Source organism: Duganella sp. CF517, from assembly GCF_900110275.1.
Taxonomy (GTDB): Bacteria; Pseudomonadota; Gammaproteobacteria; order Burkholderiales; family Burkholderiaceae_D; genus Rugamonas.
In genome coordinates, this window is sequence record NZ_FODC01000004.1 from 557,771 (window position 1) to 582,673 (window position 24,903).

Annotated in this window: 25 protein-coding genes; 14 read left to right on the plus strand and 11 right to left on the minus strand. The window is 63.2% G+C overall.

Annotated elements, in window-relative coordinates; genetic code table 11:
• Positions 1 to 38: 38 nt before the first annotated feature.
• On the plus strand, positions 39 to 1,781 hold the full coding sequence (locus tag BMX85_RS18465; protein WP_229210556.1) for a DUF885 domain-containing protein: 1,743 nt from the start codon (positions 39 to 41) through the stop codon (positions 1,779 to 1,781).
• A gap of 98 nt (positions 1,782 to 1,879) precedes the next feature.
• On the opposite strand, the gene BMX85_RS18470 is transcribed toward BMX85_RS18465, so the two are convergent.
• Entirely contained in the window at positions 1,880 to 2,803 is a 924-nt protein-coding gene (locus BMX85_RS18470) for an NAD-dependent epimerase/dehydratase family protein (protein WP_090321417.1), read from the minus strand.
• 305 nt (positions 2,804 to 3,108) lie between these two features.
• On the opposite strand from BMX85_RS18470, the gene BMX85_RS18475 reads away from it, so the two are divergent.
• The 8 genes from BMX85_RS18475 (at position 3,109) to BMX85_RS18510 (ending at position 8,886) form a co-directional block, all read left to right on the plus strand.
• Positions 3,109 to 3,984, plus strand: coding sequence for an urease accessory protein UreD (locus BMX85_RS18475; RefSeq protein WP_090321420.1), 876 nt, complete (start codon positions 3,109 to 3,111; stop codon positions 3,982 to 3,984).
• Positions 3,985 to 4,000: 16 nt separating this feature from the next.
• Positions 4,001 to 4,303: an urease subunit gamma gene (locus BMX85_RS18480; protein ID WP_090321423.1), complete on the plus strand. Its 303-nt coding sequence runs from the start codon at positions 4,001 to 4,003 to the stop codon at positions 4,301 to 4,303.
• A gap of 70 nt (positions 4,304 to 4,373) precedes the next feature.
• A complete protein-coding gene (locus tag BMX85_RS18485; protein WP_090321427.1) occupies positions 4,374 to 4,700 on the plus strand; it encodes an urease subunit beta in 327 nt (108 codons plus the stop codon).
• Positions 4,701 to 4,715: 15 nt separating this feature from the next.
• Positions 4,716 to 6,422 carry an urease subunit alpha gene (gene ureC, locus BMX85_RS18490; RefSeq protein ID WP_090321430.1) on the plus strand — a complete coding sequence of 569 codons (1,707 nt, stop codon included), beginning with the start codon at positions 4,716 to 4,718 and terminating at the stop codon, positions 6,420 to 6,422.
• A 6-nt stretch (positions 6,423 to 6,428) separates the two neighbouring features.
• Positions 6,429 to 6,950 carry an urease accessory protein UreE gene (ureE, locus tag BMX85_RS18495; protein WP_090321433.1) on the plus strand — a complete coding sequence of 174 codons (522 nt, stop codon included), beginning with the start codon at positions 6,429 to 6,431 and terminating at the stop codon, positions 6,948 to 6,950.
• Positions 6,951 to 6,971: 21 nt separating this feature from the next.
• Complete coding sequence (locus BMX85_RS18500) at positions 6,972 to 7,652, plus strand: urease accessory protein UreF (RefSeq protein ID WP_090321436.1); 681 nt, start codon at positions 6,972 to 6,974, stop codon at positions 7,650 to 7,652.
• A gap of 20 nt (positions 7,653 to 7,672) precedes the next feature.
• A complete protein-coding gene (gene ureG, locus BMX85_RS18505) occupies positions 7,673 to 8,302 on the plus strand; it encodes an urease accessory protein UreG (protein ID WP_090321439.1) in 630 nt (209 codons plus the stop codon).
• A 32-nt stretch (positions 8,303 to 8,334) separates the two neighbouring features.
• Positions 8,335 to 8,886, plus strand: a complete 552-nt coding sequence (locus BMX85_RS18510; RefSeq protein ID WP_373923844.1) for a HupE/UreJ family protein — start codon at positions 8,335 to 8,337, stop codon at positions 8,884 to 8,886.
• 13 nt (positions 8,887 to 8,899) lie between these two features.
• Here the strand turns inward: BMX85_RS18510 and BMX85_RS18515 are convergent, their stop codons facing one another.
• The 3 genes from BMX85_RS18515 to BMX85_RS18525 form a co-directional block, all read right to left on the minus strand.
• Complete coding sequence (locus BMX85_RS18515; protein WP_090321446.1) at positions 8,900 to 9,520, minus strand: 1-acyl-sn-glycerol-3-phosphate acyltransferase; 621 nt, start codon at positions 9,518 to 9,520, stop codon at positions 8,900 to 8,902.
• Between the two features lie 119 nt (positions 9,521 to 9,639).
• Positions 9,640 to 12,054: a TonB-dependent siderophore receptor gene (locus tag BMX85_RS18520; protein WP_090321449.1), complete on the minus strand. Its 2,415-nt coding sequence runs from the start codon at positions 12,052 to 12,054 to the stop codon at positions 9,640 to 9,642.
• A 77-nt stretch (positions 12,055 to 12,131) separates the two neighbouring features.
• Positions 12,132 to 13,424 carry a sigma-70 family RNA polymerase sigma factor gene (locus BMX85_RS18525; RefSeq protein ID WP_090321452.1) on the minus strand — a complete coding sequence of 431 codons (1,293 nt, stop codon included), beginning with the start codon at positions 13,422 to 13,424 and terminating at the stop codon, positions 12,132 to 12,134.
• 165 nt (positions 13,425 to 13,589) lie between these two features.
• Here BMX85_RS18525 and BMX85_RS18530 point away from each other — a divergent pair, with 165 nt between their 5' ends.
• Positions 13,590 to 14,552, plus strand: a complete 963-nt coding sequence (locus BMX85_RS18530) for an MBL fold metallo-hydrolase (protein WP_090321454.1) — start codon at positions 13,590 to 13,592, stop codon at positions 14,550 to 14,552.
• Between the two features lie 134 nt (positions 14,553 to 14,686).
• On the opposite strand, the gene BMX85_RS18535 is transcribed toward BMX85_RS18530, so the two are convergent.
• Together BMX85_RS18535 and BMX85_RS18540 are read right to left on the minus strand one after the other, a co-directional pair.
• Positions 14,687 to 15,742, minus strand: coding sequence for an alkene reductase (locus tag BMX85_RS18535; RefSeq protein ID WP_090321458.1), 1,056 nt, complete (start codon positions 15,740 to 15,742; stop codon positions 14,687 to 14,689).
• A 10-nt stretch (positions 15,743 to 15,752) separates the two neighbouring features.
• Positions 15,753 to 16,043 carry an ArsR/SmtB family transcription factor gene (locus tag BMX85_RS18540; protein WP_090321461.1) on the minus strand — a complete coding sequence of 97 codons (291 nt, stop codon included), beginning with the start codon at positions 16,041 to 16,043 and terminating at the stop codon, positions 15,753 to 15,755.
• A 175-nt stretch (positions 16,044 to 16,218) separates the two neighbouring features.
• Here BMX85_RS18540 and BMX85_RS18545 point away from each other — a divergent pair, with 175 nt between their 5' ends.
• The gene (locus BMX85_RS18545) at positions 16,219 to 17,280 is read left to right on the plus strand and encodes a hypothetical protein (protein WP_090321464.1); all 1,062 of its coding nucleotides are present in this window, start codon (positions 16,219 to 16,221) and stop codon (positions 17,278 to 17,280) included.
• Positions 17,281 to 17,377: 97 nt separating this feature from the next.
• Complete coding sequence (locus BMX85_RS18550; protein WP_090321467.1) at positions 17,378 to 17,869, plus strand: DUF2306 domain-containing protein; 492 nt, start codon at positions 17,378 to 17,380, stop codon at positions 17,867 to 17,869.
• 60 nt (positions 17,870 to 17,929) lie between these two features.
• Here BMX85_RS18550 and BMX85_RS18555 read toward each other — a convergent pair whose 3' ends face one another.
• Positions 17,930 to 18,541, minus strand: a complete 612-nt coding sequence (locus tag BMX85_RS18555) for a winged helix-turn-helix domain-containing protein (protein ID WP_090321472.1) — start codon at positions 18,539 to 18,541, stop codon at positions 17,930 to 17,932.
• 102 nt (positions 18,542 to 18,643) lie between these two features.
• The gene (locus tag BMX85_RS18560) at positions 18,644 to 19,003 is read right to left on the minus strand and encodes a DUF1304 domain-containing protein (protein WP_090321476.1); all 360 of its coding nucleotides are present in this window, start codon (positions 19,001 to 19,003) and stop codon (positions 18,644 to 18,646) included.
• A 117-nt stretch (positions 19,004 to 19,120) separates the two neighbouring features.
• On the opposite strand from BMX85_RS18560, the gene sugE reads away from it, so the two are divergent.
• Positions 19,121 to 19,438, plus strand: a complete 318-nt coding sequence (gene sugE, locus BMX85_RS18565) for a quaternary ammonium compound efflux SMR transporter SugE (RefSeq protein WP_090321481.1) — start codon at positions 19,121 to 19,123, stop codon at positions 19,436 to 19,438.
• A 9-nt stretch (positions 19,439 to 19,447) separates the two neighbouring features.
• On the opposite strand, the gene BMX85_RS18570 is transcribed toward sugE, so the two are convergent.
• The 3 genes from BMX85_RS18570 to BMX85_RS18580 form a co-directional block, all read right to left on the minus strand.
• Positions 19,448 to 20,407, minus strand: coding sequence for a M14 family metallopeptidase (locus BMX85_RS18570; protein WP_090321485.1), 960 nt, complete (start codon positions 20,405 to 20,407; stop codon positions 19,448 to 19,450).
• Positions 20,408 to 20,717: 310 nt separating this feature from the next.
• A complete protein-coding gene (locus BMX85_RS18575; protein WP_090321489.1) occupies positions 20,718 to 21,089 on the minus strand; it encodes a hypothetical protein in 372 nt (123 codons plus the stop codon).
• The gene (locus BMX85_RS18580) at positions 21,086 to 24,352 is read right to left on the minus strand and encodes an nSTAND1 domain-containing NTPase (protein WP_090321492.1); all 3,267 of its coding nucleotides are present in this window, start codon (positions 24,350 to 24,352) and stop codon (positions 21,086 to 21,088) included. Before BMX85_RS18580 ends, BMX85_RS18575 begins: the two co-directional genes overlap by 4 nt.
• Before the next feature lie 344 nt (positions 24,353 to 24,696).
• Between BMX85_RS18580 and BMX85_RS18585 the strand changes: the two genes are divergently transcribed.
• A complete protein-coding gene (locus BMX85_RS18585) occupies positions 24,697 to 24,894 on the plus strand; it encodes a hypothetical protein (RefSeq protein WP_090321498.1) in 198 nt (65 codons plus the stop codon).
• Positions 24,895 to 24,903: the final 9 nt, after the last annotated feature.

Sequence of the window (24,903 nt, forward strand, 5' to 3'; positions counted from 1 at the left end):
TGGAAAAGAAGTTCGGCGCCGTCATCGCTGGCGCATGCATGGTCTTATCTCTCAACGCCGCCGCGGCCAGCACCGCCCCGGCTGGCGTCGCCAAAGCCGGTCCCGCCGACGCCCAGTTCAAAACCATCTACACGCAAGAGTGGGCGTGGCGCCTTGGCCAGAAGATGGAGGAGGGCGAGGACGACGAAAAGGGCGGCACGACGACGCTGCCGCGCATCGACCCGGCCACCCAGCAAAAGCGCCTGGGCTACTGGCAGGACGTGATGAAAAAACTCGACGGCGTCAAGCAGGACAAGCTGTCGGCCGAGGAGTTGATCAACTACCAGGTCTACAAAGCGCAGATCGCGGCCCTGATCGACGCGCAAAAATTCCGCGAGTATGAAAAGCCGCTCAACGCCGATACCGCCTTCTGGTCCAACATGGCCGGCGCCGCGCGCAACACGCTGACCAAGGAAAAGGAATACCAGGACTACATCAAGCAGATGTCGGACGTGCCGCGCTACTTCAACGACCAGATCGTCAACATGCGGGCCGGGATGGCGCGCGGCTTCACGCCGCCGAAGGTCACCCTGATCGGCCGCGACGGCTCCATCACGTCGGTGACCGAGGCCAAGACGCCGCAGGACACGGTGTTCTACCTGCCGTTCAAGGCCATGCCGGCCACCATTCCGACGGCCCGGCAGGAAGAACTGCGGGCGGAGGGCGTCAAGGCGATCGAGACCTACGTGCTGCCGTCGTACCGCAATCTACTCAAATTCATGCGCGACGAGTATGTGCCGAAGTCGCGCGATGACCTGGCGGCCGAGAATCTGCCGGACGGTAAGGCCTACTACCAGTCGAAGATCGTCGAATTCACCACCACCACGATGAGCGCCGACGAGATCCACCAGATCGGCGTCAGCGAGATGGCCAAGATCCGCGCCGAGATGCTGGACGTGATCAAGCAGACCGGTTTCGAGGGCGACCTGCCGGCCTTCCTGCAGTTCCTGCGCACCGATTCGCGTTTCTACGCCAAGACGCCGGAGGAACTGTTGATGCGTTCCGCCTGGGTGGCCAAGAAGTTCGACGCCAAGGTCGGCCAGTACTTCGGTTACCTGCCGCGCCGCCGTTTCGCCGTGATTCCGGTGCCGGACGACCAGGCGCCGTTCTATACGTCGGGCCGTGGCGGTCCGGGCGTCTACCTGGTCAACACCTACAATCTGCCGTCGCGCGCGTTGTACAGCATGCCGGCGCTGACCTTGCACGAATCGGCGCCGGGCCACGCCTTCCAGATGCCGGTGGCGATGGAGCAGAAGGGCCGTCCGGCGTTCCGCAACGCGTACATCTCGGCCTATGGCGAGGGCTGGGCGCTGTATAGCGAGCGGCTGGGCGTCGAGATGGGAATGTACGAGACGCCGTACGAGGTGTTCGGCATGCTCAGTTACCAGGCCTGGAGGGCTTCGCGCCTGGTCGTCGATACCGGCATCCACAGCAAGGGCTGGACGCGCAAGCAGGCGCAGGATTATTTGAAGGCCAATACGGCGCTGTCGGAGCACGAGATCGAGACGGAAGTGGACCGCTACATTTCGTGGCCGGGCCAGGCGCTGTCGTACTACCTGGGCGAGATGAGCATCATCAACGCGCGCAAGAAGGCCGAGGCGGCGCTGGGATCGAAGTTCGATATCCGCGCCTTCCACGACACGGTGCTGCAACTGGGTTCGGTGCCGCTGCCGGTGCTGGAGGCGCGCATCGATCTGTTCATCAAGGAGGGTGGCAAGAGCCCTTATCCGAATCTGGATTAAGGCCCATCGTTTTTAGGTGGAACGCGTAATTGGCCATGCATGAGTCGCCGACGGCTCTTGCATGGCCGATTACGCTACGCTGATCCGCCCCACGTGTTTTAGATGTCGGCGTGACGCGTGGCCGTCGCGTGATTCAACATATCCCCGGCGATCCATTCGAGCACCGATGGCCGCCGCGGCGTCCACCCCAACTGCCCGCGCGCACGCTGGCCCCGCACGCGGCTATTGGACCCCAGCCCGTACGACGCCATCTCATACCCCCATTCCTCCCTGGCCTGCTCCAGCGGCCAATCTTGCGCCTCGCCCATGCCGAGCGCGCGTGCCATCGCCGCCGTCATATCGCGGAACGACGCCTCGCCGTTTTCGACAAAATAGAACGCGCCGGCCTCGGTCTTTTCCAACGCCAGCAGATACAGGTCGACCACATCGTCGATGTGCACATTGGACCAGATGTTCAACCCCGGCCCGACATGGCGCACGATGCCGCTCTTGCGCGCCTGCTTGAGCAGGCGAGGCAACTGCACGCTATCGCGTGGCAGCGCGCCATGGCCGTAGATCAGCGTATTGCACAGCACCGCCGAACGTATACGCTCGCCGGCCGCCGCCAGCACCAGTTTGTCGATGGCGACGCGGGCCGCCTTGTCCGGTGTCGGTTCCGGCAACTGGTCCTCGTGGTAAATCCGGTCGGTGCCCAAACCACCCGAGGCGTCGCCGACGATGCTCGAGCCGCTGGTGTGCAGGAAGACCTTGCCCGAGCCGGACAGACCTTCGATGATCGCTTCCACCGCCGCGCGGTTGTCGCTGCTGGCCGCGTTGATGACGGCGTCCGCCGACCGCGCCTGCGCAATCAGCAAATCCCGGTCGTCGAGCGTGCCGACCACGCCGTCGACGCCGATCTTTTTGAGTTCCTCGATTTGCTCCGGTTGGCGAACCAACCCGACGACCTGGTGACCGGCCTTGACCAGCCCCGCAGCGATCGAACCGCCGATGTATCCCGCCGCGCCTGTGATGAATACCTTCATGTCGTCCTCCCGTCAAATTTGGATGCGTTCAGTATGGCGGGGGACGGAGAGCGCACAAAGACCTGGCGGGGCAAAGCATACTTGCGGCTGGATCAATGGTTACTTCGCCTAGGTATCGGCGGGGCATGAACGACCGATTACAGCGTTTCGCCTAGACCCCGTACGTGATTTCGTTGTTCCTTGCACTAAAACGGTGCGCGCGCTCCAAGTTGGTGCGCTAAGTGTGCGTTGCGTAGCCCGGGCCTTGCCTTCTGCTGGCACACCGCTTGCATAGGACAGTACATTATTTATGGAACCGCCAAGTTATGCCTGATTGCACCGCTCCGTCCGACCTTGCCGCCAGCGCCGCGCACGCCGCCTGGCAGGCCAGTCTCACGCTCGGATTCGCGGACGACGGCGGCACCACCCGGCTGTTCAACAATATTCACTACGGCCCCTTGCGGGTGCAGAAGGCCCTCTACCCCGAAGACGCCAAGGTGTGCCACGCCATCGTGGTCCATCCGCCCGGCGGCGTGGTCGGCGGCGACCAGCTGGCGATCGACATCGGCGTCGGCGACCGCGCGCACGCCTTCATCACCACTCCGGGCGCGGCAAAATGGTACAAGGCCAATGGCAAAGTCTCGCGCCAGGCCGTCCACCTGCACCTGAACGAAGGCGCGACGCTCGAATGGCTGCCACAGGAAACCATCTTCTTTGATACCGCTAACGTGGTGCTCGACCAGCACGTGGAACTGGCCGCCGGCGCCACCTTCATCGGCTGCGAGATCCTGTGCATGGGCCGCCGCGGCTCCGGCGAGGTATTCAACACCGGCACCGTCACGCAGCGCAGCAGCATCCGCCGCGACGGCAAATTGATCTGGTGGGAGCAGGGCGCGATGGTCGGCGGTCGCCTCGGCAGCCCGCTGGCGCTGAACGGCCACACCGTCTGCGCCACGCTGATCGCCGCCGGCAAAACGCTGCCGGCCGCCGTGCTGGCCGAGCTGCTGTCCCACATCCGCGCCGACATCGCCGCCGACGGCGACCACGCCTTCGGCATCACCCACACCAAGGGCGTGCTGGTGGCGCGCCATCTGGGCGACGACAGCGAAACCGCGCGCCGCCTCATGCTTACCGTGTGGCGCCGCGTGCGCCCGCATCTGCTGGAGCGCGAGGCCGTCACGCCGCGCATCTGGCAAACCTGATACTGGAACCCCGAACATGGATCTGACCCCAAGAGAAAAAGACAAGCTGCTGATCTTCACCGCCGGCATCGTGGCCGAGCGCCGCCTCGCGCGCGGGCTGAAACTGAATTATCCCGAAGCGATCGCGTTGATCACCTGCGCCATCATGGAGGGCGCGCGCGACGGCAAGTCGGTGGCCCAGCTGATGGCCGACGGCACCCGAATCCTGACGCGCGACCAGGTCATGGAAGGGATTCCGGAGATGATCCCGGACATCCAGGTGGAAGCCACCTTCCCCGACGGCAGCAAGCTGGTCACCGTGCACAACCCGATACCCTGAACCGCATCATGAATACGCATTTACGTTTGAACCCGAAACACCCCACGACACCTTTTTCAAGGAGTTCATTATGATACCCGGCGAATATCTGCTCACCGAGGGTGAGATCGGCCTCAATGAAGGCCGCGAAACCGAGAGCGTGGTGGTGACCAACCAGGGCGACCGGCCGGTGCAGGTCGGCTCGCACTTCCACTTCTTCGAGGTGAACACGGAGCTCAAGTTCGAGCGCTGGAAGGCCTACGGACGGCGCCTGAACATCGCCGCCGGCACCGCCGTGCGCTTCGAGCCGGGACAGCAGCGCACCGTCGAACTGGTGAAGCTGGGCGGGGACCAGAAGGTCTACGGTTTCACTGGAAAAGTGATGGGTAAGCTGGATACCAATCCACCGAAAAGCTAATAATAAAAGGCTAACATGGCTACAATCTCGCGCCGCGCCTACTCGGAAATGTTCGGTCCCACCAAAGGGGACCGCGTCCGTCTGGCAGACACCGAACTGTTTATCGAAATCGAGCACGATTACGCCATCTACGGCGAAGAAGTCAAATTTGGCGGCGGCAAAGTGATCCGCGACGGCATGGGCCAGTCGCAGCGCGTGCGCGCCGATCCGCTGGTGATGGACACCGTCATCACCAACGCGATCATCATCGACCACTGGGGCATCGTCAAGGCGGACATCGGCATCAGGGACGGCATGATCGCCGCCATCGGCAAGGCCGGCAACCCGGACATCCAGCCCGGCGTGACGATGATCATCGCCGGCGCCACCGAGATCATCGCCGGTGAAGGCAAAATCGTCACCGCCGGCGGCGTCGACACCCACATCCACTTCATCTGCCCGCAGCAGATCGAGGAAGCGCTGATGAGCGGCGTGACGACCATGATCGGCGGCGGCACCGGGCCGTCGGCCGGCACCTCGGCCACCACCTGCACGCCCGGACCGTGGCACCTGCATTCGATGCTGGGCGCGGCCGACGCCTTCCCGATGAACCTGGGCTTCCTCGGCAAGGGCAACGTCAGCCTGCCGGAGCCGCTGGAGGAGCAGGTGCGGGCCGGCGCCATCGGCCTCAAACTGCACGAGGACTGGGGCAGCACGCCGGCCGCCATCGACAATTGTCTGAGCGTGGCCGACAGGATGGACATCCAGGTGGCGATCCACAGCGATACGCTCAACGAAGGCGGTTATCTGGCGGATACGATCGCCGCGTTCAAGGACCGCACCATCCACACCTTTCACACCGAAGGGGCGGGCGGCGGCCACGCGCCGGACATCATCGCCGCCGTCGGCGAGGGCAACGTGCTGCCGTCGTCGACCAATCCAACCCGCCCGTTCACCGTCAACACGCTCGACGAGCACCTCGACATGCTGATGGTCTGCCACCACCTGGACGCGGCGATCGCCGAGGACGTGGCCTTCGCCGAGTCGCGCATCCGCCGCGAGACCATCGCCGCCGAGGACATCCTGCACGACATCGGCGCCATCTCGATGATGTCGTCCGACTCGCAGGCCATGGGCCGCGTCGGTGAAGTCGTCATGCGCACCTGGCAGACGGCGCACAAGATGAAGGTGCAGCGCGGGCCGCTGGCGCCGGACTCCTCGCGCAACGATAACTTCCGCGTCAAACGCTACATCGCCAAGTACACCATCAACCCCGCCATCACGCACGGCATCGCGCACGCGGTGGGCTCGGTCGAAGTGGGCAAGATCGCCGACCTGGTGCTGTGGAAGCCGGCCTTCTTCGGCGTCAAGCCGTCGACGATACTCAAGGGCGGCATGATCGCCGCCGCGCAGATGGGCGACCCCAACGCGTCGATCCCGACGCCGCAGCCGGTGCATTACCGGATGATGTTCGGCGCCTTCGGCGGCGGCCTGAAAAAATCGTTCACCTTCGTCTCGCAGGCGGCGTTCGACGATGGCATCGGCGACAAGCTCAAACTGGATAAAACCCTCATCGTCGCCAAGGACATGCGCGCGCTGCGCAAACACCACATGATCCACAACGGCGCCACGCCGAAGATGGAAGTCGATCCCGAAACCTACGAAGTGCGCGCCGACGGCGAGCTGCTGGTGTGCGAAGCTGCCTCCGTGCTGCCGATGGCGCAGCGTTACTTCCTGTTCTGACCACTTATGCTGACACTACATACCAAAATTTCACCCGCCGATCACGCGGCGGCAAACATCGCCGCGCAGCTGGTGCTGCCTTACGAACTGCGCGAGAAATGCCGCCTGCGCGCCACCCTGGACACCGGCGAGGACGTCGCCGTCTTCACCGTGCGCGGCACCGTGCTGCGCGACGGCGACCTGCTCACCGGCGAGGACAAGCGCGTGGTCAAGGTGGTCGCCGCGCCGGAACCGACCTACAAGGTCACCTGCGCCGACGCCCACAGCTTGCTGCGCTGCGCCTTCCATCTGGGTAACCGCCACACGCAGGCGCAGGTCGGCGATGGCTTCCTGCGTATTCGCGCCGACGCGGTGCTCAAGGAAATGCTGGCCGGCCTGGGCGCCAAGGTCGAGGAGGAGCAGGCCGCCTTCGAGCCGGAATCGGGCGCCTACGGCGGCGGTCACGCGCATCACGACGACGGCGGCCATCATCCGCTGGCGCCGATTCCGCTGCGCCAGAAGATCCACCGGCCCGGCGATCCGAAGTGAGCCAACGGTGAGTCACTTCTGATGCAGGCATCCGCGTTACTCAATCTGCTGCAATTCGCCAGTCCGGCCCTGCCGATCGGCGCGTACAGCTATTCGCAGGGGCTGGAGGCGGCGCTGGAAAACGGCATGGTCGCCAACGCCGAGCAGGCGCGCGCGTGGATACTGCGCCACCTGCACGAGGTGGTGGCGCAGTGGGAAGCGCCGGTTGCCTGGCGGCTCATGCAAGCCTGGTCGCGCCGCGACTGGGTGGCGGTGGCCGAGTGGAGCGAGCGTTTCGTCGCCTCGCGCGACAGCGCCGAATTCCGCGCCGAGACCATCCAGATGGGCTACTCGCTGACCAAGCTGGTGGCGGAACTGGGTATCGTCGACGCCGGGATGCTGGCGCACCTGCAAGGCGAGCCCGAAGTGGCGCTGCCGACCGCCTTCGCCTGCGCCGTGGCGGCGCTGGAGATCCCGCACGACGCCGCGCTGTTGGCGATGCTGTTCGCGTGGGCGGAGAACCAGGTGCTGGTGTGCGTCAAATCGGTGCCGCTGGGGCAGGTGGCCGGCCAGCGCATGCTGCTGTCGCTGCGCGGGGACATCGAGGCGGCGGCGCGTTACGCGCAAACCGTTACCGACGACGATATGTGCAACTGGGCGCCGGGATTGTCGCTGCTGTCGATGCGGCACGAGGTCCAGTACAGCCGTCTTTACAGATCATAACCATAAACTATATAAACCATATGAATACTTCCAATCCTTTACGCGTCGGCATCGGTGGTCCGGTGGGCTCGGGCAAAACCGCGCTGTGCGAAATGCTCTGCAAAGGCATGCGCGACCAGTACGACATGGCCGTCATCACCAACGACATCTACACCAAGGAAGACATGGAGATCCTGCTGCGCGCGGACGCGCTGCCGGCCGAGCGCCTGATGGGCGTGGAGACCGGCGGGTGCCCGCACACGGCGATCCGCGAGGATGCCTCGATCAATCTGGAGGCGATCGCCCGCATGCAGGCCGATTTTCCGAATCTGGATCTGATACTGGTGGAATCCGGCGGCGACAACCTGGCCGCGACGTTTAGTCCGGAGCTGTCGGATTTGACGATCTACGTGATCGACGTCGCCGGTGGCGAGAAGATTCCGCGCAAGGGTGGTCCCGGCATCACGCGCTCCGATCTGCTGATCATCAACAAGACCGACCTGGCGCCGCACGTGGGCGCGGACCTGGATGTGATGGCGCGCGACGCCAAGCAGCAGCGCGGCGCGCGCCCGTTCATCTTCACCAATCTGCGCAGCGGCGACGGCGTGGCAGCCGTCATCGATTTCATCCGCGAACAAGGATTGTTGGGACAAACCCCGCACGCCGCCTGATCACAATGCATACCCCTAATGGAAATCAAATGGTGAACAAATCCGCAATCGCAATCGTGCTGGCGCTGGCCAGCAGCGCCGCCACCGCCCACCCGCAAGCGGGCGGCGCCCATGCCCATGACTTCATCAGCGGCTTCGCCCACCCCTTCACCGGCCTCGATCACTTGCTGGCGATGCTCGCCGTCGGCATCTGGAGCGTGCGCCAGTCGAACGCCAAATGGCTGCCGGCCACCTTCATCGGCATGGTGTTGGTCGGCGTGCTGACCGGCGTGGCCGGGCTGACGATCCCCGGCCTGGAAACCGGCATCGCGGTGACGGTGGCGACGATGGGCGTGTTGATCGCGGTGGCGGCGCGCCTGCCGGCGGCGGCTGGCTTGGCGATGGTGGGCGTGTTCGCCGTCCTGCACGGCAACGCGCACGGCCACGAACTGCCGGCGGCGGCCAGCGCCTTCGGCCTGTTGCTGGCGAGCGCGGTGCTGGTGTACGGCGGCCGGACGCTGGGCCGCGTCAGCCCCGCTTTGGCGGTGAAGGTCTCCGGCGCGGCGATCGCCGCCACCGGCGTGATGCTGGCGGCGACGGTCTGAACCACGGTCCCGGTTACTCGCGCGGCTCGGCGCGGCGCTCGGCCAGCACGATCGGCGCCGCGTTTTGCGGGTACAGACCCTTGTGGCCGTCGAAGCCCTTGCGGATGGCGGCCATGTCGGTTTCCTGGTCGCCGGTCAGGACAACATGGTCGACCATGCCCAGCGTCTTGCTCGCGTAATCGAAATACACCAGCACCAGCGGCACCTTGGCCTCCAGCGCCAGATGGTAAAAACCGCTTTTCCAGTTGGGGCGATAGGCGCGCGTGCCCTCGGGCGTGATGCCCATCCAGTAAAAGTCGGCCGCGTTCATGCGCACCGCCTGCGTCTTGATGGTGCCGCTCGGCGTGCCGCGTTCGACCGGTTCGCCGCCTATCGCGCGCAGCCATTTGCCCAGCACCGGCGTCTTGAACAGCGTATCCTTGGCCAGGAAGCGCAGCGGCAGGTCCAGCGCCCATTTGCACAGTAGCCCGATCGGAAAGTCCCAGTTCGACGTGTGCGGATAGATCACCATGATGCCGCGCGGCCCGGGCAGGGGCCGGAACAGCACGCGCCAGCCGACCAGCTGCAGGACGCGCAACGACAGGCGCTGCGCCATGGTCGGCAACGCGGCCGGTTTCAGTTCAAACTCGCTCATGCTTCCCACCCTGTCCTTGTTTTATATTTTTGTCACTCTTGACAGGTTGGTATGGACCTGGTCAAAAACCGCGCACGCATTCTATATTGGCGATCCCGACGGGGCAAGCGCTTCCGACCTTACAGCTTGTAGTTCAAGGTCACGGTGGCGGCGCGCGGCGTGCCGTAGGAATTGCCGCCGGCGGTCCAGCCGATCTGGTGGTACGTCTTGTCGAAGGCATTGCTGACATTCAGGCGCAGGCTCAGATGGTCGTCGAACTGATAGGCGGCATGCAGTCCGACGACCGTGTAGCCGCCCTGGCGGATGTTCGGACTGTCGGACGAGTAGACCGCGTTTTGCGCCGCCAGCGAGCCGCCCACGCGCCAGCGGTTCAAATCCCCCGGCAGGCGGTAGCTGGTCGATGCCTTGAACTGGTGGCGCGGCAAATCCGCATCGAACAGTTTGCCGATGTTGGCGGCGTCGGAGTCGCTGACGAATTTGGCGGCCACATAGGTGTAGCCCGCCGTGGCTTGCCAGCCCGGCGACAGTTGGCCGCTGACCTCCAGTTCGATGCCCTTGCTTTCCACCTCGCCGGCCGCGCGCGAGCACCAGGTCGAGGCGGTGCCGGGGCAGGGCGAAGGGCCGTTCAGATCCGTCATGGCGCGGTTTTCCTGGCTGACCTGGAACACCGCCAGGCTGGCGTTGAGCAGGCCGTCGAAGTATTCGCCCTTGACGCCGGCCTCGTAGTTGGTGCCGCTGACGGGCTTGAGCAGGTCGCCGTTGACGTCGACCGCGCTTTGCGGCTGGAAGATCCCGGTCCAGCTGGCGTACAGCGCGTGGCGCGCGTCCAGGTCGTAGACCAGGCCCGCGTACGGCGTGACCTCGCGCGCGACCTTGTAGCCGGTGCGGTTGCCTTCATTGGTGAATTCGTACCAGCTCGAACGCGCGCCGACGATGACCGCCAGCGGATCGGTGATGCTGAAACGCGCCGAGCCATACACGCCGCTTTCGCGCACCGTGCTTTGCGTGCGCCAGCGCTGGTAGTTGGCGGCGGGACGCGTGGCGGCGTGCGGATTCCAGTTGAACGGGTCCACCGCCAAAGGCGTGGCGCGCGCGCCCCAGTCGCCGAAATTGTCGTTCTGGGCCTTGCGCTGGCTCACGCCGACGGAGACTTCGTGCGTGCGTCCCAGCAGCGAGAAAGGACCGCCGACCGTCGCGTCGACACTGCGCTGCTGGTTGTCGAGCTTATAGGCCTGGGTGTTTTGCGTGGTCCGGCCTTCGCCGCCGCCAAAGCCGGAGAACATGGTGTCGACATCCTGCCATTTGCGGATCACCGAGACGCGCGCCTTCCAGCCCTTGCCGAAGCGGTGATCGACGTCGGCGAAGACGGTTTTGTCGGTCTGGTCCCAGAAATCGTAGGCGTTGGCGAGATTCGCCGAGCGTGGCAGGTCCAGCGAGCTGCCGTCGTCGCGGGTCGGGAAATCCTGGTAGCCGCCGGTGTGCTCCAGCTTGCGGTGGTGGGCGCCGACGGTCAGCGTGGTATCGCGGGCGAGGTCGGCTTCCAGGATGCCGTACAGCTGTTCGGTGCGGTCGTGCGCCACGTCGTAGAACATATCCTTGTCCTGAACGCTGACCACGGCGCGTCCGCGCAGGGTCTTGGCCTCGTTGAGGGCGTTGGCGGCGTCGAGTTGCAGCTGGTAGTCGTTCCAGCGGCCGGCGCTGGCCGTCAGCGACACCTGGCGTTCGGCGGTCGGGCGCTTGCGCACCAGATTGATGGCGGCCGACGGATTGCCGCTGCCGCTGGTCAAGCCGTTGGCGCCGCGTACCACCTCCACCCGGTCGTAGATCACCAGGTCGGCGTTGTCCGCGTTGAAGGTGCCGTTGGCGCCCATGCTGGTCGGCACGCCGTCCAGCATCATGTTGGTGATCGGGAAGCCGCGCGCGCTGAAGCTGCCGGAGTTGCCCGCGTAGTAGCCCTTCTGCATAACCAGTCCGGTGATGCTCTGGACCGCGTCGTCCAGCGTGACCAGGCCCTGGTCTTCGATTTGCTGGCGGGTCAGGACGCTGACGGATTGCGGTGTCTCGCGAGGCGACAATTCCAGCCGGGTCGCGGTGTTGGTCGCCGCCGCGGTGTAGGAGCCGGTGCCCTCGGTGGTCAATGGACGGCTTGAGCTGACGGTCACCGTCGGCAGCGCGGTTTCCCTGGCGGCCTGTGGCCCGACGGCTTGCAGTACGTAGCCGCCGTTGTCCATGCGTACCGCTTCCAGGCCGGTGTCCTTTAACAACTCGGCAAAGCCGTCCTGTGGAATGAAGGTCCCGCGCAGGCCGGTGGTGTGCTTGTCCCCGGTCTGGTCGGCGGTGAAGGTCAGCGGGATGCCCGCCGTCATGGCGAACTGGCGCAGCGCGGGACCGAGCGGGCCGGCCGCGATGGCGAACTGCTGCGCGCGGGTGTGCGCCGGCGTGCTTTGCGCCTGCGCCGGGGGCAAGGCGCCTCCCAGGCACATCAGCAGGGAAATGGCGCAGGCGATCGGCCGCCGCTTGAATTGGTTTTGCATGGTCGTTCCTCAAGTAAGTGAAAGTGGAGTGCTTACCTGATAGGTGCCGCGAGAAATCAAATCGGGCAGAAAAAGTTTTATTTTCTTTCGACGGTGACCCAATACGCGGTGCGCGAGCGGATGCGGACGGGCAGGGAGTTCGGCAGCATCGACAGGATCGCGCCGGTGTCGGAGAGCGGGAACACGCCGGAGAAGCGCAGATCGGCCACCGCCGGGTCGCAGCGCAGCACGCCGTGGCGGTAGCGTCCCAGTTCGGCCAGGAAATCGGCCAGGCGCATATTGTCGGCGACGATGGCGCCCAGGGTCCAGGCGGGGTCGTCCTCGATGGCCGGCGTCGGCGCTTCGATGCGGGTGGACGAGAACATGGTTTGCTCGCCGGCGCGCAACATGCGAGCGCCGCCCGGCGCATCGGCGGGCGTGGCTTGCACCGCGCCTTTTTGTACGCTCACCCCGGTCCGCCCGGCATGCTGGCGCACGGTGAAAACCGTGCCCAGCGCTTGCACGCGGCCGTCGGCCGTTTGCACGAGGAAGGGGCGTTCGACGCCGGCCTCGGCGTGGCCGGTCACGATCATGATTTCACCGGCGACCAGCTTGAGCAGCCGCCGCCGGGCGTCGAACTCGACGTTGACCGCGCTGCCGGTGTTGAGCATCAGGCGCGTGCCGTCGGACAAGGTCCAGACGCGGCGCTCGCCGACGCCGGTGTGCAGGTCGGCGGCCAGGCGCTGGGAGGGCTCGGAACGGAACGCCAGCGTGCCGGCCGCGCCAGCCACGCCGATGCCCAGCAGCAGCGCCATCGCCTTGCGCCGATCGGTCGCCATCGGCGAGAGGGCGCGGTAGGCGGCGGCGCCATGCAGCTCCCGCAGCCGCGCGCCGACGTCGTCGAAGACCTGGCGGTTGGCGCGCGTCAGGTATTGCTTGACCGAGCTGGCCGACACCCGCAGGCGCGCGGCGATCTGGTCGTAGGTCAAGCCTTCGAGCTGCGCCAGCAAAAACGCCTCCTTGACGGCGCGCGGCAGGCCGTCGAGCGCGCGGTCGATTTCCTGCAGCGCCTCGATCGCCATCAGGCGCTGCTCGGGGGATGGCACGTGGGCGTCGGGCAGGGCGGCCAGCGCCTCCAGATAGGCGGTCTCCAGCACGTGGCGGCGGTGGCGGTGCGCCAGCAGGCGGCGCGCGACGGTGGCGAGGAAAGGGCGCGGCTCCCGGATATCGCCCGCGTAACCGGTCGTGATGACGTTGACGAAGGTATCCTGGGCCAGGTCGGAGGCGTCGCTGCTGTTGTTCAGCCTGCGCTGGAGCCAGCCCCGCAGCCAGGTGTGGTGATCAAGGTAGAGATTCTCGACGGGATTGGAGGTAAGCTGATCGACGGACACCGGTTGCGTTTAAATGAGAATGATTATTATTTATCATAGGCGAACGGCGGTGTTTTGTCGACAGCTTTTTGCGGCCGGCGGTGCCGGATTGCCACGGCCCGGCGCAAGCTGAGTGCATTTGAGGTATTGTAGCGATCCTGATAATTCTCACAAAAAAGGGCTCCCATGATCTCGACAACCTTGACCCAACGTGCCGCCGTCGTCGTGGCGATTGCCGGCGTCTTCGCCGCCGCGGCGGTCCAGGCCGCCGCGCCAATGGCCAAGTTCCAGGCGCCGGGCTTTTATCGCACCACGCTGGGCGACTTTGAAGTGACGGTGCTGAACGACGGCACCTTGGACCTGCCGGTCAACAAGCAGCTCAAGCAGCCGCAGGCCAAGACCGACGCGGCGCTGGCCAAGGTGTTCGAAAAGAGCCCGATCCAGACGTCGGTCAACGGTTTCCTGATCAACACCGGCAGCAAGCTGGTGCTGATCGACACGGGCGCGGCCAGCCTGTTCGGTCCGACGTTGGGGCAGTTGCTGGGCAACCTGAAGGCGTCCGGCTACAAGCCGGAGCAGGTCGACGAGATCTACATCACGCACATGCACAGCGACCACGTTGGCGGTCTGGCCAGCAACGAGCAGCGCGTGTTCCCGAACGCCATCGTCCGCGCGGGCAAGCTCGACGCCGATTACTATTTGAGCCAGGCCAATCTGGACAAGGCGCCGCCGGAAGGCAAGGACAGCTTCCAGGGGCCGATGTTGTCGGTCAATCCGTATGTGAAGGCCGGCAAGTTCCAGCCGATCGTCGCCAACACCGAATTGGTGCCGGGGATCAAGTCGTACTTCAACGGCGGACACACGCCCGGCCACATCACGTACGTGATCGAGAGCAAGGGCCAGAAGCTGGTGTTGCTGGGGGACTTGTTGCACGTGCAGGGCGTGCAGTTTGACGATCCCGGCGTCGGCATCGATTTCGACACCGACAGCACGATCGCCATCGCCGAGCGCAAGGAAGCGTTCGCGGCGGCAGCCAAGGGCGGATATTTGATCGGCGCCGCGCACCTGTCGTTCCCGGGGTTGGGCCACGTGCGCGCGCACGGCAAGGGCTATCAGTACGTGCCGGTCAATTACACCCAGCCGCGCTAATCCACCGGGGTCAAGTCTGTCATTCGGACACGAACTGGACCTCAATCCACCGGGGTCAAGTCTGTCATTCGGACACGAACTGGACCTCAGCATCGCTGAGCTCGTGTCCGAATGACAGACTTGACCCCCGGGGGTTAGGCCAAGGCTGGGTAGTCGGTGTAGCCGACGCCGTCCTGGCCGTAGAAGGTTTCCGGCTTCCATTCGTTGAGCGGCGCTTCGGTCTGCAGGCGGCGCGGCAGGTCCGGATTCGAGATGAAGGCTTTGCCGAAGGCGACCGCGTCGGCCGTGCCGGCGTCCAGCAACTTCTGCGCGGTCTGCTTGTCCATGCTTTCGTTGGCGATGTAGACGCCGCCGAATTCCTTCTTCAGCAACGGCCCCAGGCTGTCCTCGCCCACCGCTTCACGCGCGCAGATGAAGGCGATCTTGCGCTTGCCCAGCTCGCGCGCGACGTAACCGAACGTGGCCGCCGGATCGGAGTCGCCCATGTCGTGCGCGTCGCGGCGCGGCGCCAGGTGCATGCCGACCCGGTCGGCGCCCCAGACGTCGATGCAGGCGTCGGTCACTTCCAGCATCAGGCGGGCGCGGTTTTCGATCGAGCCGCCGTAGTTGTCGCTGCGCTGGTTGGTTTTGTCTTGCAGGAACTGGTCGAGCAGGTAGCCGTTGGCGCCGTGGATTTCCACGCCGTCGAAGCCGGCCCGCTTGGCGTTTTCCGCGCCTTTTTTGTAGGCGGCGACGATGCCGGCCAACTCAGCCGTTTCCAGCGCGCGCGGCACCGGATAGGCGCGCATCGGACGCAGCAGGCTGACGTGGCCCTCGGCCGCGATCGCGCTCGGCGCCACCGGCGCGTCGCCGTTCAGCAGCTCGGGATCGGAGATGCGGCCCACATGCCACAGTTGCGCGAAGATCACGCCGCCGGCCTTGTGCACCGCCGCCGTCACTTCCTTCCAGCCTTCGACCTGCTCGTCCGACCACAGGCCCGGGGTGTCGGCGTAACCGACGCCTTGCGGCGTGACCGAGGTCGCCTCGCTCAGGATCAGGCCGGCGCTGGCGCGCTGCTCGTAGTACTTGGCCATCAGCGCGTTCGGCACGCGGGCGCCGCCGATGGCGCGCGCGCGCGTCAGCGGCGCCATGATGATGCGGTTTTTCAGCGTGAGGTCGCCGATGGTGATCGGGTCGAAGAGGTTAGCCATGTCGAATTTCCTATAGTGTCATTTGGTCGATGAAGGCCTGGATGGTCGCTTCGTCGCGTTTAAAGTAGTTCCATTGCCCGACCCGGTGGGACGTGATCAGGCCCGCCTTGAGCAGAATGGACAAGTGGGCCGACACGGTCGATTGCGACAGCGCGGCGCGATGGTCGATCTGGCCCGCGCACACGCCGAACTTGTGCGGGTGCGCCTGGTCCGGAAAGTACTGCTCCGGGTCCTTCAGCCACGCCAGGATCTGGCGCCGCATCGGGTTGGCGAGGGCTTTGTGGATCGCGTCTATGTCCATCTGAGGTTTACCTGGGTCAAAAAATGAAATCGTCCTGTGACGATATATGTATCGCTTTTTTCCGATTTCAATATCGGCATCTTACGATATAAACGAAATTCGTGCTTGCGGCTGGCTTGCGGCCGAAAAATCCATTATGTTACTGGAACATTGATCGAATTCTAACGGGGGCTGTATGTCGAGTCATTATCTGGATGTGGCCATCGGCTTGTCGTACACCTTCCTGGCCGTCAGCCTGCTGTGCAGCGCGACGCGCGAGGCGATCGCCTCGTTGTTCCAGACGCGCGCCAAGGTGCTGCTCGACGGCGTGTTGACCATGCTGCACGAGTCCGCCGGCAAACCGCGTCTGCGCGGCATCATTCCATCGATTAAGCGGCTGCTGCGCGTCGACACCGGCTTCGGGCTCGACAAGCTGGGCGCCGGTTCGCTGACGGCCGCCGTCATGGCGCATCCGCTGATCCAGGGCATGGCGCAGCGCGGCCGCATGCCGTCGTACATTCCATCGACCATCTTCGCGCGCGCCTTCGTGTCGACGCTGACGTCCAAATACGGCAAGAAGCAGACGGCGGCGATGCTGCTGGCGCAGGTCGGCAACGAGGGCTTGACCCGCACCTTGCTGGCGATCATGGGGGAGGGCCCGGACGACGTGGCGGCGCTGGAAAACGCCGTGCGCATCTGGTACGAAACGGTGATGGAGCGCATCACCGGCTGGTACAAGCGGCGCTCGCAGCTGGTGCTGTTTTGCGTCGGCCTGTTCTACGCCGCCTCGATGAACATCGACGCGATCGAGTTGAGCAAGCGCCTGTGGGGCGACGACCAGGTGGCGGCCCAGCTGGCGCAGCAAGGCGCCGACGCTGTCGCCAGCGGGCGCGTGAAGCCGCCGGCGCCGCCGGGCGCCGACGCGCCGGCCGCGACGCCGATGGAACGGGCCGTCATCGCCAAAAAAGAATGGCAGACGGTGGAAAAGCTGCCGATCGGCTGGCCGTCGGCGCGCTTCGACGCCGCCGCCGGCAACGGCGCCGCCGCGTTCCTGGGCGCGCTGGCGTTCGCGCTGATGGGCTGGGTCGTCACCGCCTTCGCCTCGTCGCTGGGCGCGCCGTTCTGGTTCGACGGCATCGGCTGGCTGCTGGCGCTGCGCGGCAGCGGCTCGCGTCCGCAGACCGAAACCACGCCGGTGGTGGTGCAGACCATCGCCTTGCCGAGCATGTCCGTGGTCCAGCCACCGCTGGGGAGCTGATCTCCGGTTCACACCAATTTATATTGTTTTACTCGCGCTCCCGATGCTGCGCGCCTAACATGGCTTACCCGCGATCCCCGCGACCAAGGAGCCCACCATGTTCGGCCTGACCACACTTGGCGTCATCCATACACTTATCAGCCTGGTCGCCGTTGGCGCCGGCATCGTCGGCTTCGTCCGCGACAAGCGCATCGACCTGGGCAACGGCGCCGGCAAAACCTATCTGGTGATGACCATCCTGACCTGCCTGACCGGCTTCGGCATCTTCCAGCATGGCGGCTTCGGCAAGCCGCACGCGCTCGGCGTGATCACCTTGCTGGTACTGGCCGTGGCGTGGAAAGTCGCCGCCAAACCGGCGCTGCAGACGGTGCTGCTATCGCTAACGTTCTTCTTCCACATGATCCCGGCGGCGACCGAGACCCTGACCCGCGTGCCAATGGGCGCGCCGATCCTGCCGAACGCCGAGGCGCCCGAGCTCAAGCTCATCACCGGCGTGATGTTCCTGCTGTTCGTCATTGGCGCGACCTTGCAGGTGCGCCGGCTGAATCAGCTGGCCCGCAGGCCGATCGGTAGCGCCGCTGCGGCTTGAAGACAGCGCGGTGCGCGGACCTTGCTCAAGCCCTCATGGGCTGGCAATAATGAGCGCATGTCATCGCCGCCGCACGCCGTGACCTCGGCGGCGGCGGGTTTTTCGGTCGTCCGCGACCGGGGCGATGTCCGCAAAGTAGATGCGCGTGCCCAAGATCGGCAACAACGCCTCAGCGACCATCAGCGCGACCGCGCTGTTGTCCATGCCGCCTGCGCCGACGATGGTGATGCACTGATGCTCGTGGCAGAGCGTCGTCAATTGTTTGAGGCTGGGGTCGCGTCTGACAATCTCGCTTGGAAGCTTCAGGTCACGGGGCGCCATGGCGGCGTGGGCGGAACGGGTGACCGGCGCGACGAAACTGTAGCCCCGGCCGACGATGTTCTCAATATAGCGAAGGCCGCTCTGGTCGCCGGATAGCGCCTTGCGCAAGGTGCCGATATGCACGCGCAGGTTGTTTTCCTCGACGACCGTGCTGGGCCAGACGCGGGCGATCAGTTCTTCCTTACTGACGACTTCCCCGGCCCGTTCGAGCAAGGCCAGCAACAAGTCGAAGGCGCGCCCGTTCAGCGGAACCGTTCGGCCATCTTTGAGCAGGGTTCGGCTGGATGGCGCCAGCAAGTAAGGGCCGAATGACAGCTCCGGTTTGATTGGCGTACAACTGGCCTGTTGCATAAGCGGCTCCCGGTGCAGGTGTGCAGCGATTGTTTCATGGCTGTGTATGAAATGACAATCTGCATTTGGAGGGAGCTTCGTTGCCGAAGGTTCCGCTCGGAATCAGGCCGCGAAATGCAGCGCCAGCGCGATCACCGCCGGCAGTGTCTGGATCAGCAGGATGCTGCGCTTGACCGTCAGGCCGCCCCATACGCCGGCCACCGCCACGCAGCACAGGCCGAACACCGTGAAGGCCGAGGCGATCGCCGGATTCGGGTGGACGAAGCCGACCACCAGCGCGGCGACCAGAAAACCGTTGTAGCAACCCTGGTTGGACATCGCCGGCCGCACGATGTCGGCTTTCTCCTTGCTCAGGCCGAATACCTTGCGCCCGCGCGTGTCGAACAGCGCCGTCTCCAGCAGGACAATATAGATGTGTATCAGTGCCACGATGGCGGTGACGATCTGGGCCAGTAAAAGCATGGTCGCTCCTTTTTTTAGTTGAGCGCTGATTATCACCGAGGCAAGGCCGGCATGGACATAATTTTGTTGCAACTGGTATAGTTTCGGCTCACGGCCCTGCCGCATACTGGAGTAGCAATGACCTGGATCATCCTCATCATCGCCGGCCTGCTGGAAGTCACCTGGGCTGTCGGACTCAAATACACGCACGGCTTCACCAAGCTGATGCCGACCTTGTGGACCTTGACCGCGATGCTGGGCAGCATAGGCATGCTGGGCCTGGCGCTGCGCTCGCTGCCGCTGGGGACGGCCTACGCGATCTGGACCGGCATCGGCACGGTCGGCACCGTCATCTACGGCATCGTCGCGCTGAACGAGCCGGCCAGCGCGGTGCGGCTGGCGTGCATCGCCATGATCGTCGGCGGCATCATCGGGCTCAAGCTCACCACTACTTGATTACGATGATCAGAAGGCCGGGTTGGCGCGGGTGAGGTAGTACCACTCGCTGTTGGCGCCGGCCGCGCTGTCGGGGAACAGGATGCGGCCGTCGAACTCGGCCAGCACCGGCGTGCCGTCGGCGCGCGTGCCGATCTGCTCGTCCTTGCGGACGGGATCGAAGCTCGACCAGGCGCGGGTGAAGGTATCGTCCGCGCTGACCTTGTCGTAGACGGCGACCATGCTCAGCGCCTCCATCGCCTCGTCGGCGATCGGCTGCGGCGAGGGCGCGTCGATCAGGCCGAGGAAAGCCAATGTGTTCATGATGGCGCGGTAGGCGACCTCGGGCGCGTGCGGATCGGTGTGTTCGCCACATTCGAGCGTAAGCGCGTAGCCGCCGGTGCTGCGCATGTATTCGGTGGTGCCCATGCCGTAGCGCAGGACGGTTTCCAGTTGGCTGTCGCCGCGCAGGCGGCGTTGCACGCCGGCGCCGTAGCTGCGCAGCCAGCCGTCGACAAAGCGGCGCACGCCGAGGCGGCGCGCCATCGCGCGTTCCTGTTGTTCGTGCTTGAACGGTTCGAGCGGGCCGTCGTTGTTGCGCGGGCCGACCATGACGAACGGTTCGCCGGAGGCCTTGAACGAGTGCAAGTCGAGCAGCACGTCGTGGCGGGCGAGCAGGGGGCACAGCCAGTTGGCGACGCGGTCCTCGAAATCCTGTGGGTGCTCGTTGGGAAACAGGTTGCGGTTTAGATTGCGGTCGCCGAAGCGTTCGCTTTTGGCGTAGGCCAGGGGGTTGGCGATCGGGACAAGGGTGACGGCGCCGTTGCGGATGACGAGGGTGCAGTCGTCGAGCTCCCGCATCACGCGCTGTATGGCCTTGGTTCCGCAAGTTTCGTTGCCGTGGACGGCGCCGGTGACGATCAGGCGCGTGCCGGGCTCCAGGCCGCAGTACTCCGTGGATTTCAATTGCAATTGGTGGGTAAGATTCATTCGGTATTTATACCAGCTCAGGTCTGCCGACGCCATTCTGCAGGCATCGGCAGGGACAAAATTTTAGGCTGGTGGATGGTGGATGGTTGATGATTTGCGGACCGCCTGCCACCGTCGAGCATTCGTCCATCCGGATTACTGCAATGCGCGCCATATCCGCCGAAGATGCAATGTCTTTACCTGAGCATGTTTTTTTATCAGTGATCAAGTTGCCAAGCTAATTCAGTTTGCGAGTGAAGAACGGGATATTCATGTGTGGATCCTTATGTGAGGGCTTGAAAATTTCAAAACGGTGGTGTTACGAAAAGTTTCAGGTCTGTGGCGTGTTGATGATTTGCGGATCGTGAGCGAACTTCTCACCTTCTTTGCTGTTGTTCTTGAACTTGAGATTGATATTCAGGCCCATAGTTTCCGTATTGGCATCGCTGAAGGTGAGCATCTTGCCGCTCATACTCACCGTAGCAACACTCAATTGAGAATTAACTGATGGCTCGACGGACATGCCAGTGAAGACGATGTCATATCCGTCGGTGTCAAACAGTTGGTAGTTGATGACAGTATCGGGCTCCGTGATTATTGGCACTGCAGGCGCGGTGATGACGTCGTATTGACCCAAAGTGGCGCTGGGCTTGACAAAAACCAAAATATTGACGAACGAAGTTGATGCCGGGAATGTGCTCATGAAGTTACTTTCTTTGGGTGGGTGGATAGATAGTGCAAGTAGTTAGCGTCGCGATATTGCATGGCTTCAAGTTGCTTTTTTATGTCACTTACTTTTTCGCTCTGATTGAGACAAGCGTGTACCTTCACCCAAGGAGCTAGCAGTTGGAAGTCAGCGCTGCCACTTACCAGCGGGCTCAGTAGGGTTCGAACCGCCTCACAGTGGCCAAGCGCATTAGGATCTTTCAGCATGGCCCCCAGATCGGCATTGAGCAATAGCGCGTCAATCATCGCTTCTCGGATGGTTATATCTGCCGGAGCTACGGCATTTAGTTGTTTTAGCTTGTCTACCGCTGCTTGCAAAAACGCAGCGGCAGCACCAGGTTGTTGTTGCTCCATAAGTATTGCGGCTTTTCGCTGTTGTACTACTGCTACCGTTACTTGACGATTAAGCGTTTTGGGTTCCTGTCGGCTCAGCTCGGTGAAAATCTCTTGGAGTTTCCCTAGTTTGGCCAACGAGTGCGCTGATTTTTGATTTTTATCCGTATCGATGGACCGTAACTCGGTGATATACATTTTTCGCTGCCATGTACGGTTACTTGGATCTTTTTTTACCATAGCCTGTCGCAATAAAAATGCCTGTTGCGCGTCGGCATTGCTGCCGTGTAGGTCGCCGCGTGCCTGTTTGAGCTCGGATCGACGCGCCCATGCGCTAGCCAAATGGTCGTCCCACGCTGCGTCGTCAGGATATGTTGTATGTAGTGTTTGCAGTAACGTTAATGCACGACCGTAGAGGGATTCAGCTGTCTCAAGTTTGCCCAACTGCACATGAGAGGTGGCTTGCCACGAAAGGCTGTCGGCCAAATCGGCAGCTAACTGTTTGTCCTCCGGTGCTTTGGAGTAGGCGCGGCTTTTGAGTGTTACCGATAAGGCGAACTCGCTAGCGGCCCGTTCCGGGTCGCTACGTTGGAGCGCCAAGGTACCCAAAGTATTGTGGGCATAGGATTGTTCGATCCACCCCCCCACATCGTCAGGTGAAGCAGCGGATTGGCGGTTTGCGTAAGCGAGATATTCATTGAAATATAGCTGTGCCTCTGCCCAGTTCTTTTGATCGAAATAAATTTGCCCGAGCCAGAAAGCGTTTTCGCCTGCGCTTTTTAGCAAGGCGATATCGCTTGGTTTCGATTGCAGTTGCTGTTGCAGAATCTGGCGGCCGGCGAGGAGTGCCGTACTGGCGCCGGCTGGATCGGCGCGTGCAATGCGGACTTCGGAAATTAGCTGCAGCGATTTTGCTCTCTGTGCTAATGCCATGTCGGTATCGCTGGAGCGTGCGGTATCGGAGAGATACGATAAGGCTCGATTACTGATGCTGTCTAGTAAATCTAGCTTGCCGAGTGGGCGCAATTTTTCGACAAATTCACCAAGCATGTAGCCCATGAGACCTTCGGCCTCGGTCCGATGCGCTTCCGCTTGCGTCTGAGCCGAACGTGCGGCTAGGCCAAGACTACCCGCGAGTACCGCCAAGGTTGTCATTGCAATCATGATGCAAAGTCGTAGTCGCTCGCTGCGTTGTACACCCACCAATGAGGTCTGGACGAATTCCTGCTCTTGCTGCGTGAAGCTGAATCCCGTTGTTTTTAACAGTTGGCGCGCTTGATTCGCTTGGGTACCGGACGGCAGCAGCATGTCGCGCTTGCGGCCACTATCCTGCCAGCGTTTGGCCTGGGCGCTGATACGGCTGCGCGTTTGCAAGGCTTGCCGATGTTCGTCAATCCACGCGACCACGCGTGGCCAGCGGCGCAGCAGTGCTTCGTGGGCAATGCCAAAAGCGGGTGCTCCACCGTGTAGATCACTCACGAACAGGTGTGCGTCAACGAGTGCCTGTACTAGCTTGGTCTCATCGTCGGAGCTCAATGATGACCAAGGCACGCGGCGTGAAGTGACGGTCGATTCGTCTTCTGCAACCAAGACCAGTCGCGACAATAATTGGGGCAGGGCGGCAATCTGGGACATTCCCAATTCTGAGATTACTTGCTCGGCACGCGCTCCGATGGCGCCGTCCAAGCCCCCCATATCGTGATATGCCTGGTGACTAAGCTCACCGTCGGGACTGCGCTGACGATATAGCTCTTGCAGGCAGTATTGCAACAGCGGCAACGTGTCCGGCCCGGCCTTGGCGGCGTTCATCAGCAGTTCGTCCAGGCTTTCGCCGTGTCCATCGACCGTGTAGCGCAACTGCGCCACCTGCGCCGGATGGCGGATGATCTGCGCGATATCGGCGCTGCCCGGCGGCGTGAGGTCGAAGTGGCCGCCGCGCAGTTTCATGTTCATCAGCGCGGGGTAGGCCGTCAAGTGCGGGTAGAAATCGTTGCGGCAGGCCAAAATCAACAACACGCAGCCGGAGCGCGCCAGTTGATCCAGCACGTTGATGAAGGCGGCGCGCTCTTGCTCACTTATATGTGGCAGCCGGAAGATGGCTTCGAAACGGTCGATGAACACCGCCAGCCGTATCGTTGGTAAGCGTTTTTGCAACTGTTCGATCAAACCCGGCAAATCCTGCGTCATGTACTGGGCGAGGGCAGCGGCGCTGGTGTTTTCAAACAGCAGGCGGTCGTCGATTTCGGCGTCGAGCAACACGCTGGCCAGCGTTTCCAGCAGACCCGACTGGCCCATGTCGGCGCAATCGAGCTGCACATGGTCGCTGATCGTCAGCCCAGATTCCGCCGGCGCGGCGCCGGCCTTGAGCGCGGGAATCAGTCCGGCTTGGACGAGGGAAGTCTTGCCGGCGCCGGACGGGCCGAGGACCAGCACCATCGAGCACGCGGCTTGGACCTGGGCCACCACCACCTGCACCAACTGATCGACGCTGAGCTTGCGGCCGAAGAAGATGGCCGCGTGTTGTTCCTCGAAAGCTTCCAATCCGCGGAACGGGGAGGCGTGCAGCCAGCTGCCATTACTGACATCGTCGTCGTAGCTGAGCTCAGCTAATAGACGATAACCACGCTTACGAATAGTTTCGATATAGCGCGGCTCGGCGGCCGAGTCGTCGAGCGCGCGGCGCAGCTGGGTGATGATTTTGTGAACCGCGTTGTCGCTCGCCGGGGTGTCGCCCCAGCAGGCGTCCAGCAACTCGTCGGCCGAGACGACGTCGTGCGGATGCTTGCAGAAATGTAACAAAACATCCATTGCGCGTGGTTCCAGCTGCCTGCTGAGCACGCCAAAACTGAGCGTGTTGGTGGCCGGATCGACGCGCCACTGACCAAAACGAAAGCTTTTACGGTTCACACTAACCTTCTTCGCCTATCAATAACAACCTTTAAGTCAACGAGTTAGCAATCCGAAGGTTTCCAGAAGGCCATTTCTGTAGCTAATGAGTACAGTTGCTTCAAATCTGTACCTTTAGTGAATATTAACATTAGGCTGGGGAAACTATTAAACATTCTGCTTGCACTGTTGTGTCTTCGCGCAGTCGGTACGCTGGCGCTGCATCCGCTCCCCATCCGAATGATGTGCGGGCCGAGTTGCGCCGCATTGCGGTTAGTCGCACCTTTGCCGCGTCACAGCGCTGTTGCGCGCTACTAGACCACCTAGTTCGGGATCTTGGTAACCAAAAGTATCAAGGCGGCATTATGGCGATCACGCCCGGCAGCCGTTCCAGGGCGGGTTCCGGTTTTGGCATGAACCTGGCCGCCGCAGTCCAGCTGGCCCGTTTGCGCAACCGGCTGAGTGATTATTACGAGGTCGAAGGCCAGCAAAATCCGTTGCGTATCCGGGTGCCGGACGACGGTTATCAGGTAAGCATCGAAGTCGCCGAGCCGGCCCAATGAACATGAATT